Genomic DNA, 13,188 nt, shown 5'->3' on the forward strand with positions numbered 1-13,188 from the left:
GTGGAGCTGGAGTGTAGTTGTTTACACTTATTCCCACTCAATCGTTGCTGGAGGCTTGCCGGAGATATCGTATACCACGCGGTTGATGCCGCGTACTTCGTTGATGATGCGGTTGGATACCTTGCCCAACAGATCGTAGGGCAGTTCGGCCCAGTGCGCGGTCATGAAGTCGGTGGTGACCACGGCGCGCAGGGCAACTACATAGTCATAGGTGCGGCCGTCGCCCATCACGCCCACCGATTTGACCGGCAGGAACACGGCAAAGGCCTGCGAGGTCTTGTCGTACCATGATTTACCATCTGCATCCTTGTTGTTGCGTAGCTCCTCGATGAAGATATGGTCAGCCTGGCGCAGCAGGTCTGCGTATTCGCGCTTGACCTCGCCCAGGATGCGCACGCCGAGGCCGGGGCCGGGGAAGGGGTGGCGGTAGACCATCTCGTGCGGCAGGCCGAGGGCAATGCCGAGCTCGCGGACTTCGTCCTTGAACAGTTCGCGCAATGGTTCGAGCAATTGCAGCTTCAGGGTGTCGGGCAGGCCGCCCACGTTGTGGTGGCTCTTAATGGTGTGGGCCTTCTTGGTCTTGGCGCCGGCGGACTCGATCACGTCCGGGTAGATGGTGCCCTGCGCCAGCCATTTGGCGTTGGGCAGCTTGGCGGATTCCGCCTGGAATACTTCCACGAATTCGCGGCCGATGATCTTGCGCTTGGCTTCCGGGTCGTTGACGCCCGCCAGGTCGCCGAGGAATTTGGCGCTGGCGTCGACGTGGATCACCTTGACGCCGAGGTTGTTGCCGAAGGTTTCCATGACCTGCTCGGCCTCGTTGAGGCGCAGCAGGCCGTTGTCGACGAAGACGCAGGTCAGCTGGTCGCCGATCGCGCGGTGGATCAATGCTGCGGCAACGGAGGAATCTACGCCGCCGGAAAGGCCAAGGATGACTTCGTCGCTGCCGACCTCTTCGCGGATACGCTGCACGGCGGTTTCCACGTAGTCAGGCATGTTCCAGCTCTGGTCGCAGCCGCAGATGCCGTGCACGAAGCGGCTGAGCAGGGCCTTGCCTTGTTTGGTATGGGTGACTTCGGGGTGGAACTGCACTGCATAGAAACGGCGGCTTTCATCCGCCATCCCGGCAATCGGAGTAGAGCTATTGCTGGCAATGATCTTGAAGCCTTCGGGCAAGGCCGTGACCTTGTCGCCGTGGCTCATCCAGACGTCCAGCAGGCCGTGGCCCTCGGCGTTGCTTTTGTCCTGGATGTCCTTGAGCAGGGCGGAGTGTCCCTGGGCGCGGAGCTCGGCATAGCCGAACTCGCGCTTGGCGGCATTTTCCACTGAGCCGCCGAGCTGTGCCGCCATGGTCTGCATGCCGTAGCAGATGCCCAATACGGGCACGCCCAGCTCGAATACGCTTTGCGGGGCACGCGGGGTTTCATCCTCGTAGACGGAGTTGGGGCCGCCTGACAGGATGACGCCAGCAGGGTTGAAGTCGCGGATGAAGTCATCGCTGACATCCCACGAATGCAACTCACAGTAAACATTGGCTTCGCGCACGCGGCGGGCGATCAGTTGGGTGTATTGGGAGCCGAAATCGAGAATCAGAATTTTTTGTTGCATGGAAGCTCAAGCGCTGGGAATAAGGTTGAAGGGTGACCGGCCAAGTAACATCAGCTCGCATGGCATCAGTCGGAAAGGTAATACTCTACCGTGGACACCACACGGACTTTCTTGATATGCGCGGTGCCGGCGTCGCGGTTCTCTATGCTGAACGTGCCCTGATTGGCGCGCTTGATCTTGCCCAGCGTGCTGTCGGAATCCTTGGCGAACTTGTTGGCGGATTCGCGCGCGCTCTTGGTGGCTTCTTCTATCATGGCGGGCTTGATCTCGTTCAGCTTGCTGTAGATGAATTGCGTATTGTAGCTGTCGCCCGCAATCGGGATGCCTTGCTGGCCCAGTTCGGCGACCTTGATCATGGTGTCCCGCACCTTGTCGACCTGGGCGGAGTACACCGTGATGGTGGAGCTGGCGGTGTAGCGGTACCTGGCATTGGCGCCGGCGTCGCCGTATTCGCGCGCCTGCTTGTCCACGACGGAAGGCACGGAGACGCTTGCCTCCTCAGCATCGAAGCCGTTGCTCTTCAGGAATGCGAGCACGCTGGCGTTTTTTTGCTGGATGTTCTGGTACAAGGCGCTGAGGTCGTTGTCCGCGACACTGAACGTAATCGGCCAGATCGCGATATCGGCCTTGACTTCACGTTCGGACAGGCCTTTGACTTCCACCGTGCGCTCGAGCTGCTTGATTTGCAGCGCGCTATGCGCAAGCTGATAGCCGAGACCGCACAAACCTGCGAACAGCAGCACGCCAAGAATGGCATAAGCAGGGATGGATGCGGTCTTTTCGGTTGCCATGGCTTCTCGCTGGTTAGTCGACGCGGTAGTTAGGGGCTTCTTTGGTGATCTGCACGTCATGCACGTGGGATTCACGCATGCCTGCCGCCGTGATCTGCACGAACTCGGCACGGGTGCGCATTTCCTCGATGGTGCTGCAGCCGACATAGCCCATGGAGGCGCGTAGGCCGCCCATCAACTGGTGGATCACCGCGAGCACGCTGCCCTTGTACGGCACGCGGCCTTCGATACCTTCGGGCACCAGCTTGTCGGCGTTGCCGTTGTTGTCCTGGAAGTAACGGTCGCTGGAGCCTTTTTCCATCGCGCCGATGGAGCCCATGCCGCGGTAGGACTTGTAGGAACGGCCCTGGAACAGCTCGATTTCGCCAGGTGCTTCCTCGGTGCCGGCGAACATGCCGCCCAGCATGACGGAATAGGCGCCTGCCGCAATCGCCTTGGAAATGTCGCCGGAGAAGCGGATGCCGCCATCGGCGATGAAGGGCACGCCAGTGCCGCGCAAGGCTTCTTCCACGTTGCTTACCGCGCTGATTTGCGGCACGCCGACGCCGGCCACGATGCGGGTGGTGCAGATGGAGCCGGGGCCGATGCCGACCTTGACGCCGTCGGCACCGGCATCGACCAATGCCTTGGCTGCGCTGGCGGTGGCGATGTTGCCGCCGATCACTTGCACTTGCGGGAAATTCTTCTTGACCCAGTTGACGCGGTCCAGCACGCCCTGGGAGTGGCCGTGGGCGGTGTCCACCACGATGACGTCCACGCCGGCCTCTGCCAATGCGGCAACGCGGTCCTCGGTGCCGTCACCGACGCCGACGGCGGCGCCGACGCGCAGGCGGCCCTTTTCGTCCTTGCAGGCATTGGGGTGGTCGCTGGATTTCTGGATGTCCTTGACGGTGATCAGGCCCTTGAGCTCGAACGCGTCGTTGACCACCAGCACGCGCTCCAGGCGGTGTTTGTGGAGAAGCGCGGTGGCTTCTTCCAGGCTGGCGCCTTCACGCACCGTCACCAGGCGTTCGCGCGGGGTCATGATGTTGGAAATGGCCTGGTCGAGATTGTTCTCGAAACGCAGGTCGCGGTTGGTGACGATGCCGACTACCTTGTTGCCGTCCACGACCGGCAGGCCCGAAATCTTGTGCTGGCGGGTCAGCGCCAGTACATCGCGTACGGTGAGGTTGGGCTGGATGGTGACCGGGTCGATCACGACGCCGGACTCGAAGCGCTTCACGCGTGAAACGTGCGCTGCCTGGTCGGCAATGGTCATGTTCTTATGCACGATCCCCATGCCGCCTTCCTGGGCCAGCGCGATCGCCAGCGGCGCTTCCGTCACGGTATCCATGGCGGCGGAGATCAAGGGAATGTTGAGAGTGATGGAACGGGTAAGCTTGGTAGCGAGGCTTACTTCGCGGGGCAGCACGTTGGAGTGTGCAGGTACCAGTAAAACATCGTCGAAGGTAAGCGCTTGTTGCAACAGACGCATAAAATATCTTTCCGGCAAAAGGCAATTATACCGGGTAGTGCCGTCATGGTAAATCTCCCCGACATTTTGCCGATAATGATTTGGGGGCCGAGTTTTTCAATTGACGGCAGGGATGAAGCTGCTTACTGTGTGGGCGGGATTTCGATGATTCGGGGGGTTCATGAGTAAAGCTCGATGGCTGGCATTCGGCATGATCATGGTATTGCCATGGATGGCACATGCCCAAGTATACAAATGGAAAGACAAGAACGGCGTCACGCTGTACTCCGATTCGCCCCCACCTGGCAATGTGCCTTACGAGCTGGTGGACAACGTCAGGTCCGCGCCTAAAACAGCCGCTACTCCCTCGGGCAATGCCGAGTCCCAGGCTGCGCGCAATGCCGCCGCCTTGCGCCGCCAGGCAGAGGCTGAGCAGGAACGGCGCAATGACGAAAAGAAAAGGGCGGAAGACGAGGCTAGGAAAACAAATTGCCAGAACGCCAGGGCGAATTACCAGAATTTCAAGGTGGGCGGGCGGATTTACAAGATGACGCCCGAAGGCGAACGCGAATACTTGGGGGATGAGGATATACAGCGCGGCCTGGAAGAGGCCACCAAGGAAGTGAAGCAATATTGCTCGGATGAAGAGTAGCTAAACAGTCCGCTATCTAGCATGCCCCGTGCTCTGTAGGGCATGCCCAATGAATGGCCAGAGCGCGGGCGCTCAACGCGTCCTGACCGCAACAGGCGGGGCCTTGCGCCGCACTTTGCTGGCGGCGGCGTTTTGCTTGGCGCGGTTGCGTCTCGCCAGTTTCGGGTCTGCCTGCAGCGGCCGGTATATCTCCACTCGATCCTGCGCCTGCAGCACGGTATTGGCCGCCGCCACCTTGCCAAATATGCCTAGCTTGCTTGTTTCGATATCCAGTCCGGAAAAGTGCCCGGCAATGCCGGATTGCCTTACGGCCTCGATTGCCGTTGTGCCGGGCTCCACTTCCAGCTTCAGTATCAGCTGCTTGGCCGGCAACGCATAGGCGACCTCGATGGCAAGCTTGGCGCTCATGGCGTCTTGTTGTCGCTTTCTGCCCGCTGCACGAAGGCTTCGACGAAGGTGTTGGCGATATGGCTGAAGACCGGGGCGATCAGTTTTTCCAGTATGATGCTCGAGAATTCATATTGCAGCTTGAATTGCACCTTGCACGCATCGTCTGCCAGCGGGATGAAATGCCAGAATCCTTCGAGGTGCTTGAACGGGCCGCTCTTGAGGCGGATTTCCATGCTGGTGGGAAACACCTTGTGGTTTTCCGTGGTGAAGTTCTGCTTGAGGCCGTGGTAGTCGATATGAAGCGTGGCCTCGGTCACGGCTTCGTCCCGGCGGTGCAGGTCCACGCCGCCGCACCAGGGCAGAAAGCGCGGATAGAATTCCACATCGTCCACCAGATTAAACATGCGCTCTGCGGAATGCCCGACCAGGACTGTTTTTTCAACCTGTGCCATTCGTGTTGCGATCTAGAGTAAAATGCCAATTTTAAGTCATATTTTCCGGTTGCTAGCAAAATGGCGTGAATTGACCTGCCATCGCATATCAAGCCAGGCGGGAAAACGCCCGGGCACCGGCCTCACATTGAAGCAGCAAACACCATGAGTATCGCTCAGAACAAAAAAGCGTTTCACGATTATTTCATCGAGGAAAAATACGAAGCCGGGATTGTGCTGGAAGGCTGGGAAGTGAAGGCGATCCGTGAAAACCGCATCCAGCTCAAGGAAGCCTACGTCATCATCCAGCGCGGCGAGATCTACCTGATCGGTTGCCATGTGACGCCGTTGGGCTCCGCGTCCACCCACGTGCGTCCCGATGCGATCCGTACGCGCAAATTGCTGCTGCATTCCGAGCAGATCGCCAAGCTGATCGGCAAGGTCGAGCGCGCCGGCTATACCCTGGTGCCGCTGGACATGCATTACACCCGCGGTCGCATCAAAGTGCAGATCGGCCTGGCCAAGGGCAAGAAGCAATACGACAAGCGCCACAGCGAGAAGGAAAAAGATTGGAAGCGCGAGCAAAGCTCGCTGATGAAGAAATACGTCAAGACCCAGGCCGGTTCCTGACCGGCTGTATCTCGGAATCATCTGACACGCATCATGGCGATGCGCTGACTGTCCATGGTTCAGCTCCCTGGTATGGTGTGGCTGGTACATTTACCGGGGACACGACAATGAACATCTTCGAAGCCTTGCGGCAAAGCCATGAGCGCCAGCGCGACCTGCTCGCGCAATTGGTCAATACCAGCGGGGACACGCCCGAGCGCAAGCAATTATTCCTGGACGTCCAGCTCGAAATCGAGGCCCACGAGAGGGCGGAGGAGCGGCATTTCTACCGTCCCATCATGATGGACGACAACGGTATTGACCCTTCCCGGCATGGGATCGCGGAACATCACGAGATCGACGAAATCCTGGAATTGCTGAACGAGACCGAACTTTCCTCCCCGGCATGGCTGGTGCATGCCAAGGAGTTGCAGCACAAGGTGCTGCATCATCTGGAGGAGGAGGAACACAAGTTTTTCCAGATGGCGGGCAAGATCCTCAACCAGCAGGAAAAACAGCAGCTTTCAACCAAGTACCTGCGTGATTACGAAGAGGCGCTTGCGCAATAATTGCTCATCATGGCTTGGCGCGCCGGTATTCCCAAGGGGGAACCGGTTTGGCGTCCTGCCATAATCCCTGCTTGTCGCGCTTGGCCTGGTATTCTGCCTGGGCGTAGCTTGAGCGGTCTTCGGGCTCCTGTTCCCGCTCGAAATACTTGTAGTGCCAGGCCATGCCTTTCTGGATTTGCTGCAGGTTGATATCCTGCCCGTTGTAGACCACCTTGCCGACAATCCGGCCATAATCGTCCCGCTTGTTCCAGTCCACGGTGACCTGTTTGCCATTGATGGCGCGGTTGAGCGCCACGCGCGATTGCTTGCCGTACGCCTGGTTTTTTTCGGGGGCGTCTATGCCCAGCAACCTGATCTTGTGCTGGGTATTGTTCACCATGATGGTAAGAGTGTCGCCGTCCGCAATATGGATGACCTTGCCGGTCAGCGTTTCGGCATGCGCGTTGAAAGTAAGCAGTGCGCCAGCCAATACCTTTAGCAAGATGCAGGCTGTATTGGATGTTGTGTTGCGCATGCCGGCTGCGGATATATCGAATATGGCGGGTTTCATGGATAAATTATTGCGCGCATGGCGTCCTATTGTCCAGAACGGCCGCCTGATGATCGCAATGCAGTAGCTGATGCCCTGCGGCGTCAGCTACTCATTCCCACAGATTTGATAAGGGATTCAGGCATGGAGCCGTCTGGTTATAAAGTCAGTATCCACTGGACGATGGTCTTGATATCTTCATCCTTGACGTGGGCATTGGGCGGCATCGGCATGTCGCCCCAGTTGCCGCTGCCGCCGGCCTTGACCTTGGCGACCAGCTTGGCCTCGGCACCTTTGTCGTGTTTGTATTTTGCCGCGACTTCCTTGTAGGACGGGCCCAGAACTTTTTTATCCACGTTATGGCAGGCAAAACAGCCGCTCTTTTTTGCCAATGCTTGCGCTGCGCCGGCATCCGCTGCGTTTGCAGATATACAGAATAGGGCATGTGCCATTAACCCTGCGCATAGGAATTTTTTCATATGTCACTTTCTCCAGATATTGTTGGAAAAACCTTGATGCAATGCCCTGCGGCAAAAACCATGTTCCAGGCATTGTTTAAATGATAGGGCTTCGGGCCGGCTTTATGAATGCGGCAAATTGTCACGGAGGGGCATTGGATCAGCCTGTAGCCCGCAGTGAATGTGGCGGTAGTATTGATAAAAAAGCCCGCAGGGCGCGGGCGTTTAATGAAGAACGTCGCTCGGGGCTTACGCGGGATACATCACCTCGGCTGTCCAGGAAGCTTGCGGTTGCGAATGCAATTGCCAGAATTGTTCCGCAATGTCTTTTGCCTCTTTCGACTCTGGCGAGACGAAGGTGGCGACCGTGACAGTGGCAATATGCACATTCTTCTGCTTGGCCGACTCGAACAGCCCCAGTGCGATGGTGCGTGTACCGGCCTTGCCGATGCTCAGGGATAAATAGTCCGGGCTCGGATATAGCGCAAAACCGCCGCCCGTAATCAGGATGGTGCCTTCCCCTCGATTTTCCTGCCTGGGCTTGATGGCCTGAACCGCGGCAAGCGCGCCGCCAATGTTGACGGCCAGGTCGCTGACGAAGCTGTCGGCAGGCTGTTGTTCCACTGTTGCCTGGCGAAGATTGGCCGCGTTGTAGTGCAGAACGTCTATGGCCCCAAGGGTATTCTCAATCTCATCGACCAAGGCGATTACACTTGCCGGGTTGCTGGCGTCGACTGTGCGCACCTCCACCTGGTGATTCGCTTCCCGCAATGCCTTGGCCAGCGCATCAAGCTTGTCCGCATTGCGGGCGCTGAGCACTACGCGGTAGCCTTCCCGGGCAAAACGCGCTGCGGTTTCAAACCCGATTCCAGGGCCTGTGCCAATGCTTAAGAAAGTTTTCATCTCCATCTCCATGTCAAATTGAAGGGATATTGTATAGATGTGGAATCAATGGATAATGGATGGTTTCAGCAAATGAAAACTGCAGAAAATGCATGAATTGCTAAGCCGTGTCTCCCTGGATGAGCTTGTCGCCTTTATGGCAGTGGCGGAAACCAGTAGTTTTTCCGCTGCCGCCAAGCGCATTGGGAGGGATGCCACCATCCTGTCCCGCAGGGTGAGCCAGCTGGAAAGCCGCCTCGGCGTGCGGCTGTTGACCCGCACCACCCGGCGGGTGGTATTGACTGAGGTGGGCAATTTCTACTACCCGCGCATACGCACCATTATCGATGAACTGGATGCCGCCAGCCTTGAAGCCAGCAGTTTCGCCTCCAGCCCGCAGGGGCTGCTGCGCATATCGCTGCCGCTCACATTCGGCAAGCAATGGATAGCTCCGCTTATTCCAGGCTTCATCGCACAACACCCACGGATCAAGGTAGACGTCAGGTTCACCGACCGCCTGGTAGACCTCGTGGCCGAAGGCTACGACATCGCGATCAGGCTGGGCTCTTCCTTAAGCAGCAGTTCGCTGACTGCGAAGAAAATTGCGCCATTCCGCTACGTGCTGCTTGCCGCTCCCAAATTCATCGCAGAGCATGGGCTCCCTGCCGGCCCTGAAGATTTGGCGCATTATCCTTGCCTGGGTTTCACCAGCCTGTCGACCTGGCCTGAATGGAGGTTGAAGAACGGCGCTCAACGAAAGACGATCCGCCCAGAAGGGCCGCTGGTGACCGATAACTCAGAAGCCTTGCTCCTGGCTGCTATCCAAGGCGCCGGTATCATACTCACTGCGGATTGGTTAGCTGCTGCAGCAATACGTGAAGGAGCATTGACCGAAGTCCTGCCTGGATGGGAGGGAGCGGGGGAAGGCGGGATTTATGCCGTCATGCCGCCAGGGCGGCTCATTCCGACAAAAACCAGGCTCTTCGTGGATGAAATTACTGCATCAATACGCAAGGGGTTAGGCTGATCAAACAATCATTGATGAGCGAATACGCAGTTCTCTTCCGTAGACATCGGCCTCAAGCTTGTCTCAAGCTGTTCCACTGTAAGGGAATGTCGGACTATGTCCGATAGTGACGATACGGCTCCGAAGATAGTATTGCTTAAGCGGATTGTTATTCCTTATGGATAGGCCGGAGATGGAGGTTTCCACGCCATGCGCCTCATCGGATGCTGGGAACCCAAGCTATAAGCTATTGAGGAGATTGGATACGATGACTCGGAAGAACCTGTCGAACATCCTGATTTTTATCATTCTTTTATCCGTATTCAGCGGGCTGGGGCTGTGCCTGTTCTACTCTTTGTCGATACCGGTAAAGTGACCTTGCCAGGAAATCCAAAAATAAAAAAACCTGCTGTTCAAAAACAGATGAAAACAGGTTTTTTATTTCGTAGCAGAGCCTTAAAATACCAGTGCGGCAGATGGAGTTGCCGGCCTCATTATTGACGGTTGAAGAGTAGAGATATTTCTTTTCGGATCGGAATACCTCTTTTATCAATGTTGCTCCCGCGGCGGTTCTGGTTCAACAGGCTCTTCTGCCAATGGAACTGTCATCCATTTGCTGGGGTTGTTGTCTCCATCAGCCTGATCCTCGGCAGCACGCTGCTCTATAACGCGTGCCTGCGTCTCGAGTTCGGTACGGGCCGGCTCAGGCAGTGGTGGTTCCGGTCCGATAACGCGATAAATGCCTATGCCGGCCAGCACTGCAATGAACAAGCCTAATAGGGTCCGTTGCAGAGAACTCAAACGGCGCTTGTCTGGTGTGCTCATCTTTAGACCTCTCGTGTAAGGGGTAAAACCATACGACAATCAATATGCGCCAAGGTGCCGTCCAGCATTTCATTGGCGTTTCACAGTTTCATTGATTGATGCCATATTCTTTTTCAATAGCGGTAAGCGGCCAAGAGATTTTTGCGTGCCAGAATGTAAGACAACGCCCGATAGTGAAAATGAAATTCCCTCTATATGATCCTTCTTAAAATGATTCAACAAGTTAAGGATAAACAATGGAAAACCTAAAGGGAGACACTATGCGACCAGAGCTTGAACCTTGGATTGCGCTGGGATTGGCTTTTATTGGGACGTTGTTGATGGGTGTCATTTGTTGGATGTATCAGTTTTACCTCACTTGACCTTAAGTCGTTACGTAGGAGGTTGGTATGCTGAGTCGACAAGAAGTCGCCGAAATTAGCATTTGGGTGCTCATTCTGTTAATGATCAATGGCGTGGGGCTATTCGTGTTTTACCAATTAATGTCCTACGCAGAGTGAGCCTATGCCCGGCGGCGTAAAATACATCAATCCCAAGGGCGAGGATTTAGAGATTTACTTTCCCGATCCCCAAGCTTATCTGCCCGTACAGCGTAAGTTGGGCCTAATCGAATGGTTGAAGTGGGGCAAGCGTGACGAGGAAACCGCTCCCGAGCTTGCTGAGTTCCTGCAAGGAGGATGGGCTCGCAAGGAGTTGCTTGATGCAGGTGAATGGAAACAGTTAGACACAGAGATCGTGAGCCTGGCTGTGCATGCCTTTATGGAAAAGGACGAAGACAACGCTCCACTCTGGTTTGAGGTTCCCCAGGGGCATGCGATCCAGGCGTTGATTATTAAAGAGCACAATGAAGAACGTGTCTATGTGATCATTTCTGATCCGCCCTTGGAATATTCCTGGTTGCATGATGGATGGCCCTTGTTGGCTTCGATAGACCAGTTGACCGGTTGACTAAGCGGGCAAAGCGACAAAACCTGTCTTCAGTGTTCCCTGAAGGACAATGTAAGACAAAAGCCGATGTTTGCCAGTGAGAGTCACGTTTATGCTTGGTAGCGCTGGTTGGCTCAGGCGGGATATTAATGGCTTCTCCCCAGACATTGCTCCCGGTTCATGGTTGAGCCGATCAGCAACTCCTCTACAAAGCCCCTGGCTACTTGATAATCCAATATCAATCCCCATTTGGCAAACGTCAAGACATGACAAACGCGCGCGGGAAATCTGAAGAAAGGTTATAATCCCGGCTCTCGTGAGAACTTTCATTCTCAAGGGGAGTCATACGATAGCTTTAAACCATCAGGGGCCGACCAGGTTTCGACGTGGGTTGCAAAGCAGCGCAGGGCATACCGAGGCCTAGTCACCTCGTAAATAAACTAGAACAAGTATAGTCGCAAACGACGAAACTTACGCTCTAGCCGCTTAATCCCGGCTGGACGCTGCACCGGAAGGCCTCTCGGCCGGGCGGGTAACCGCAGCAGCGTCATTTAGAGAGGATCGTGTTGTATTGGGTTACTTAATACAACATTAAATCCAAGGTAACTCGCCTGCTGTTCGCTTGCTCGTTGGTGGGCATCAGGTTAAATCAAACAACACAGCTAAGTATGTAGAACTGTCTGTGGAGGGCTTGCGGACGGGGGTTCGATTCCCCCCGGCTCCACCAAATACTAATTCAGCGCAATTCAAAGCGGTACACAAACCCCGGTAATCCCAGTGATTCCGGGGTTTTTGTTTATTTCCTTTCAAACAAGGAGTTATGAGATAACTTTGGGTAACAGGACTTACCCATTTATATTTGATGCAAATAAGTTTAACGCTTTTAAAGCAGCCTATTGTCTTGAAGCGGTCAGCGATCTCCCGCAGGAGATTATGGGAAAGAAAACATTGGGGCAAGATCAGTTCGCACTACGAATTCCATCATTAAAAAACAGCATTCAAAATCCATTCTCATATTTTGATGATTTCTCAGAATCAGCCTGCGGTAACTCAGATAATGCCTCAATGACTACCCGATACTCAGGCTCGCGAAAATGCTGTCTTAAACCGTCAAGGATATGATACTGCGCATCTTCACTCCAAGGCGTGAAAAACAAAGGCCAGTAAGCTGATTTGGGGCCGCCCCACGTACTTGGGGTTTTAAGGAGTTGTTCCACAATTACTCGATATTGTACTGTCATAAGGTAGGGCCGTTTTCAAAGCATGAGGCCAAGTGCGTCACTTAACCAGCAAAAGCATTATTATGGCAATAATCGAGATGGTGAGTGCTTTCAATTAATTGCTTCCCTATGGAGAGCGGTGTTTCCATTGCTCATGCTCAGCAATGGTCTCTTCAGGCTATCATTGGCCTACCGGCGCGCTACCTCGGAAAGGATGTACGGAAAGCAGGGCGAACCCTGCTTTCCTAATACAGAGTGAGGCTATTCGATTATTTCTTTACCTTGCGCTGCAGGTTTCGCGCTTCCGCTAAGTGATGCTGCAGGGTGGGCAAGGTCTTGGACGCCAATTTCTTGACGTCGGCATCGTCCGCTTCTTTCGAGGTTTCATCAAACAGCTTGACTGCATCTTCATGTGCGGCCACGCCTATTTCCTCTGCATAAGCTTCATCGAAATCCTTGCCGTCTTTGCTTTCCAGCAATTTGGCCTTTCCTTTTTGTACTAGGCTTGGTTCTGTTGGGATTTCAACGCCTTTCTGCTTGGCAAGGTCGCTCAATTCGCTGTATGCCTTCTTATGATCGGTAATCATGGTGTTGGCAAACTTGAGCACTTCCGGATTCTTGGACTTGGTCTTGGCAAGTTCACTAGCTGCGATTTCCGCCTTGTCCGCTTGAGCCGCATTTTCTATGAAGTGCTTATCGGCCATGGATAGATCAGCGGCAATCCCGGACGATGCGTATACCAATGATACAAGCCCAAATATCAGGCAGGGCTTGGCTAATGCGTAAGGCAGTGTTTTCATTCTGGTCTCCCACTTGGATAATGAAGAGGGGAAACGTA

The 13,188-nt window shown here is 55.1% G+C and carries 16 protein-coding genes and 1 other RNA gene; 6 read left to right on the forward strand and 11 right to left on the reverse strand.

From position 1 onward, the window contains the following. Nucleotides 1-27: 27 nt before the first annotated feature. From guaA to guaB, 3 genes are all read right to left on the reverse strand, one after another. Nucleotides 28-1,608, reverse strand: coding sequence for a glutamine-hydrolyzing GMP synthase (gene guaA, locus ACWXTG_RS01735; protein ID WP_480220482.1), 1,581 nt, complete (start codon nt 1,606-1,608; stop codon nt 28-30). Nucleotides 1,609-1,673: 65 nt separating this feature from the next. Continuing rightward, nucleotides 1,674-2,399, reverse strand: coding sequence for an SIMPL domain-containing protein (locus ACWXTG_RS01740; RefSeq protein WP_480220483.1), 726 nt, complete (start codon nt 2,397-2,399; stop codon nt 1,674-1,676). Nucleotides 2,400-2,412: 13 nt separating this feature from the next. Then, a complete protein-coding gene (gene guaB / locus ACWXTG_RS01745; protein WP_309564942.1) occupies nt 2,413-3,873 on the reverse strand; it encodes an IMP dehydrogenase in 1,461 nt (486 codons plus the stop codon). 160 nt (nt 3,874-4,033) lie between these two features. On the opposite strand from guaB, the gene ACWXTG_RS01750 reads away from it, so the two are divergent. Further along, nucleotides 4,034-4,504, forward strand: a complete 471-nt coding sequence (locus tag ACWXTG_RS01750) for a DUF4124 domain-containing protein (protein WP_309564943.1) — start codon at nt 4,034-4,036, stop codon at nt 4,502-4,504. Between the two features lie 72 nt (nt 4,505-4,576). Here the strand turns inward: ACWXTG_RS01750 and ACWXTG_RS01755 are convergent, their stop codons facing one another. Both ACWXTG_RS01755 and ACWXTG_RS01760 read right to left on the reverse strand, forming a co-directional pair. Further along, nucleotides 4,577-4,912, reverse strand: a complete 336-nt coding sequence (locus tag ACWXTG_RS01755) for an RnfH family protein (protein WP_480220484.1) — start codon at nt 4,910-4,912, stop codon at nt 4,577-4,579. After that, nucleotides 4,909-5,346, reverse strand: coding sequence for a type II toxin-antitoxin system RatA family toxin (locus tag ACWXTG_RS01760; RefSeq protein WP_480220485.1), 438 nt, complete (start codon nt 5,344-5,346; stop codon nt 4,909-4,911). Before ACWXTG_RS01760 ends, ACWXTG_RS01755 begins: the two co-directional genes overlap by 4 nt. A gap of 144 nt (nt 5,347-5,490) precedes the next feature. Here ACWXTG_RS01760 and smpB point away from each other — a divergent pair, with 144 nt between their 5' ends. Together smpB and ACWXTG_RS01770 are read left to right on the forward strand one after the other, a co-directional pair. Then, complete coding sequence (gene smpB / locus ACWXTG_RS01765) at nt 5,491-5,955, forward strand: SsrA-binding protein SmpB (RefSeq protein ID WP_309564946.1); 465 nt, start codon at nt 5,491-5,493, stop codon at nt 5,953-5,955. Between the two features lie 107 nt (nt 5,956-6,062). Beyond that, a complete protein-coding gene (locus ACWXTG_RS01770) occupies nt 6,063-6,503 on the forward strand; it encodes a hemerythrin domain-containing protein (RefSeq protein ID WP_309564947.1) in 441 nt (146 codons plus the stop codon). 7 nt (nt 6,504-6,510) lie between these two features. Here ACWXTG_RS01770 and ACWXTG_RS01775 read toward each other — a convergent pair whose 3' ends face one another. From ACWXTG_RS01775 to ACWXTG_RS01785, 3 genes are all read right to left on the reverse strand, one after another. Then, nucleotides 6,511-7,053, reverse strand: a complete 543-nt coding sequence (locus ACWXTG_RS01775; protein ID WP_480220486.1) for a thermonuclease family protein — start codon at nt 7,051-7,053, stop codon at nt 6,511-6,513. 137 nt (nt 7,054-7,190) lie between these two features. Then, the gene (locus ACWXTG_RS01780) at nt 7,191-7,511 is read right to left on the reverse strand and encodes a c-type cytochrome (protein ID WP_480220487.1); all 321 of its coding nucleotides are present in this window, start codon (nt 7,509-7,511) and stop codon (nt 7,191-7,193) included. Nucleotides 7,512-7,739: 228 nt separating this feature from the next. Further along, nucleotides 7,740-8,393, reverse strand: coding sequence for an SDR family NAD(P)-dependent oxidoreductase (locus ACWXTG_RS01785; protein WP_407996001.1), 654 nt, complete (start codon nt 8,391-8,393; stop codon nt 7,740-7,742). Nucleotides 8,394-8,481: 88 nt separating this feature from the next. Here ACWXTG_RS01785 and ACWXTG_RS01790 point away from each other — a divergent pair, with 88 nt between their 5' ends. Further along, the gene (locus ACWXTG_RS01790; protein WP_480220488.1) at nt 8,482-9,399 is read left to right on the forward strand and encodes a LysR family transcriptional regulator; all 918 of its coding nucleotides are present in this window, start codon (nt 8,482-8,484) and stop codon (nt 9,397-9,399) included. A gap of 528 nt (nt 9,400-9,927) precedes the next feature. On the opposite strand, the gene ACWXTG_RS01795 is transcribed toward ACWXTG_RS01790, so the two are convergent. Next, a complete protein-coding gene (locus tag ACWXTG_RS01795) occupies nt 9,928-10,203 on the reverse strand; it encodes a hypothetical protein (protein ID WP_480220489.1) in 276 nt (91 codons plus the stop codon). 504 nt (nt 10,204-10,707) lie between these two features. Between ACWXTG_RS01795 and ACWXTG_RS01800 the strand changes: the two genes are divergently transcribed. Continuing rightward, entirely contained in the window at nt 10,708-11,151 is a 444-nt protein-coding gene (locus ACWXTG_RS01800) for a hypothetical protein (protein WP_480220490.1), read from the forward strand. A gap of 345 nt (nt 11,152-11,496) precedes the next feature. Beyond that, nucleotides 11,497-11,857, forward strand: a transfer-messenger RNA (tmRNA) gene (ssrA, locus tag ACWXTG_RS01805). A 271-nt stretch (nt 11,858-12,128) separates the two neighbouring features. On the opposite strand, the gene ACWXTG_RS01810 is transcribed toward ssrA, so the two are convergent. Continuing rightward, the gene (locus ACWXTG_RS01810) at nt 12,129-12,371 is read right to left on the reverse strand and encodes a hypothetical protein (protein WP_407994148.1); all 243 of its coding nucleotides are present in this window, start codon (nt 12,369-12,371) and stop codon (nt 12,129-12,131) included. 248 nt (nt 12,372-12,619) lie between these two features. After that, a complete protein-coding gene (locus ACWXTG_RS01815; protein ID WP_480220491.1) occupies nt 12,620-13,054 on the reverse strand; it encodes a DUF4142 domain-containing protein in 435 nt (144 codons plus the stop codon). Nucleotides 13,055-13,188: the final 134 nt, after the last annotated feature.

This window comes from Methylobacillus sp. DLP286 (assembly GCF_056636515.1).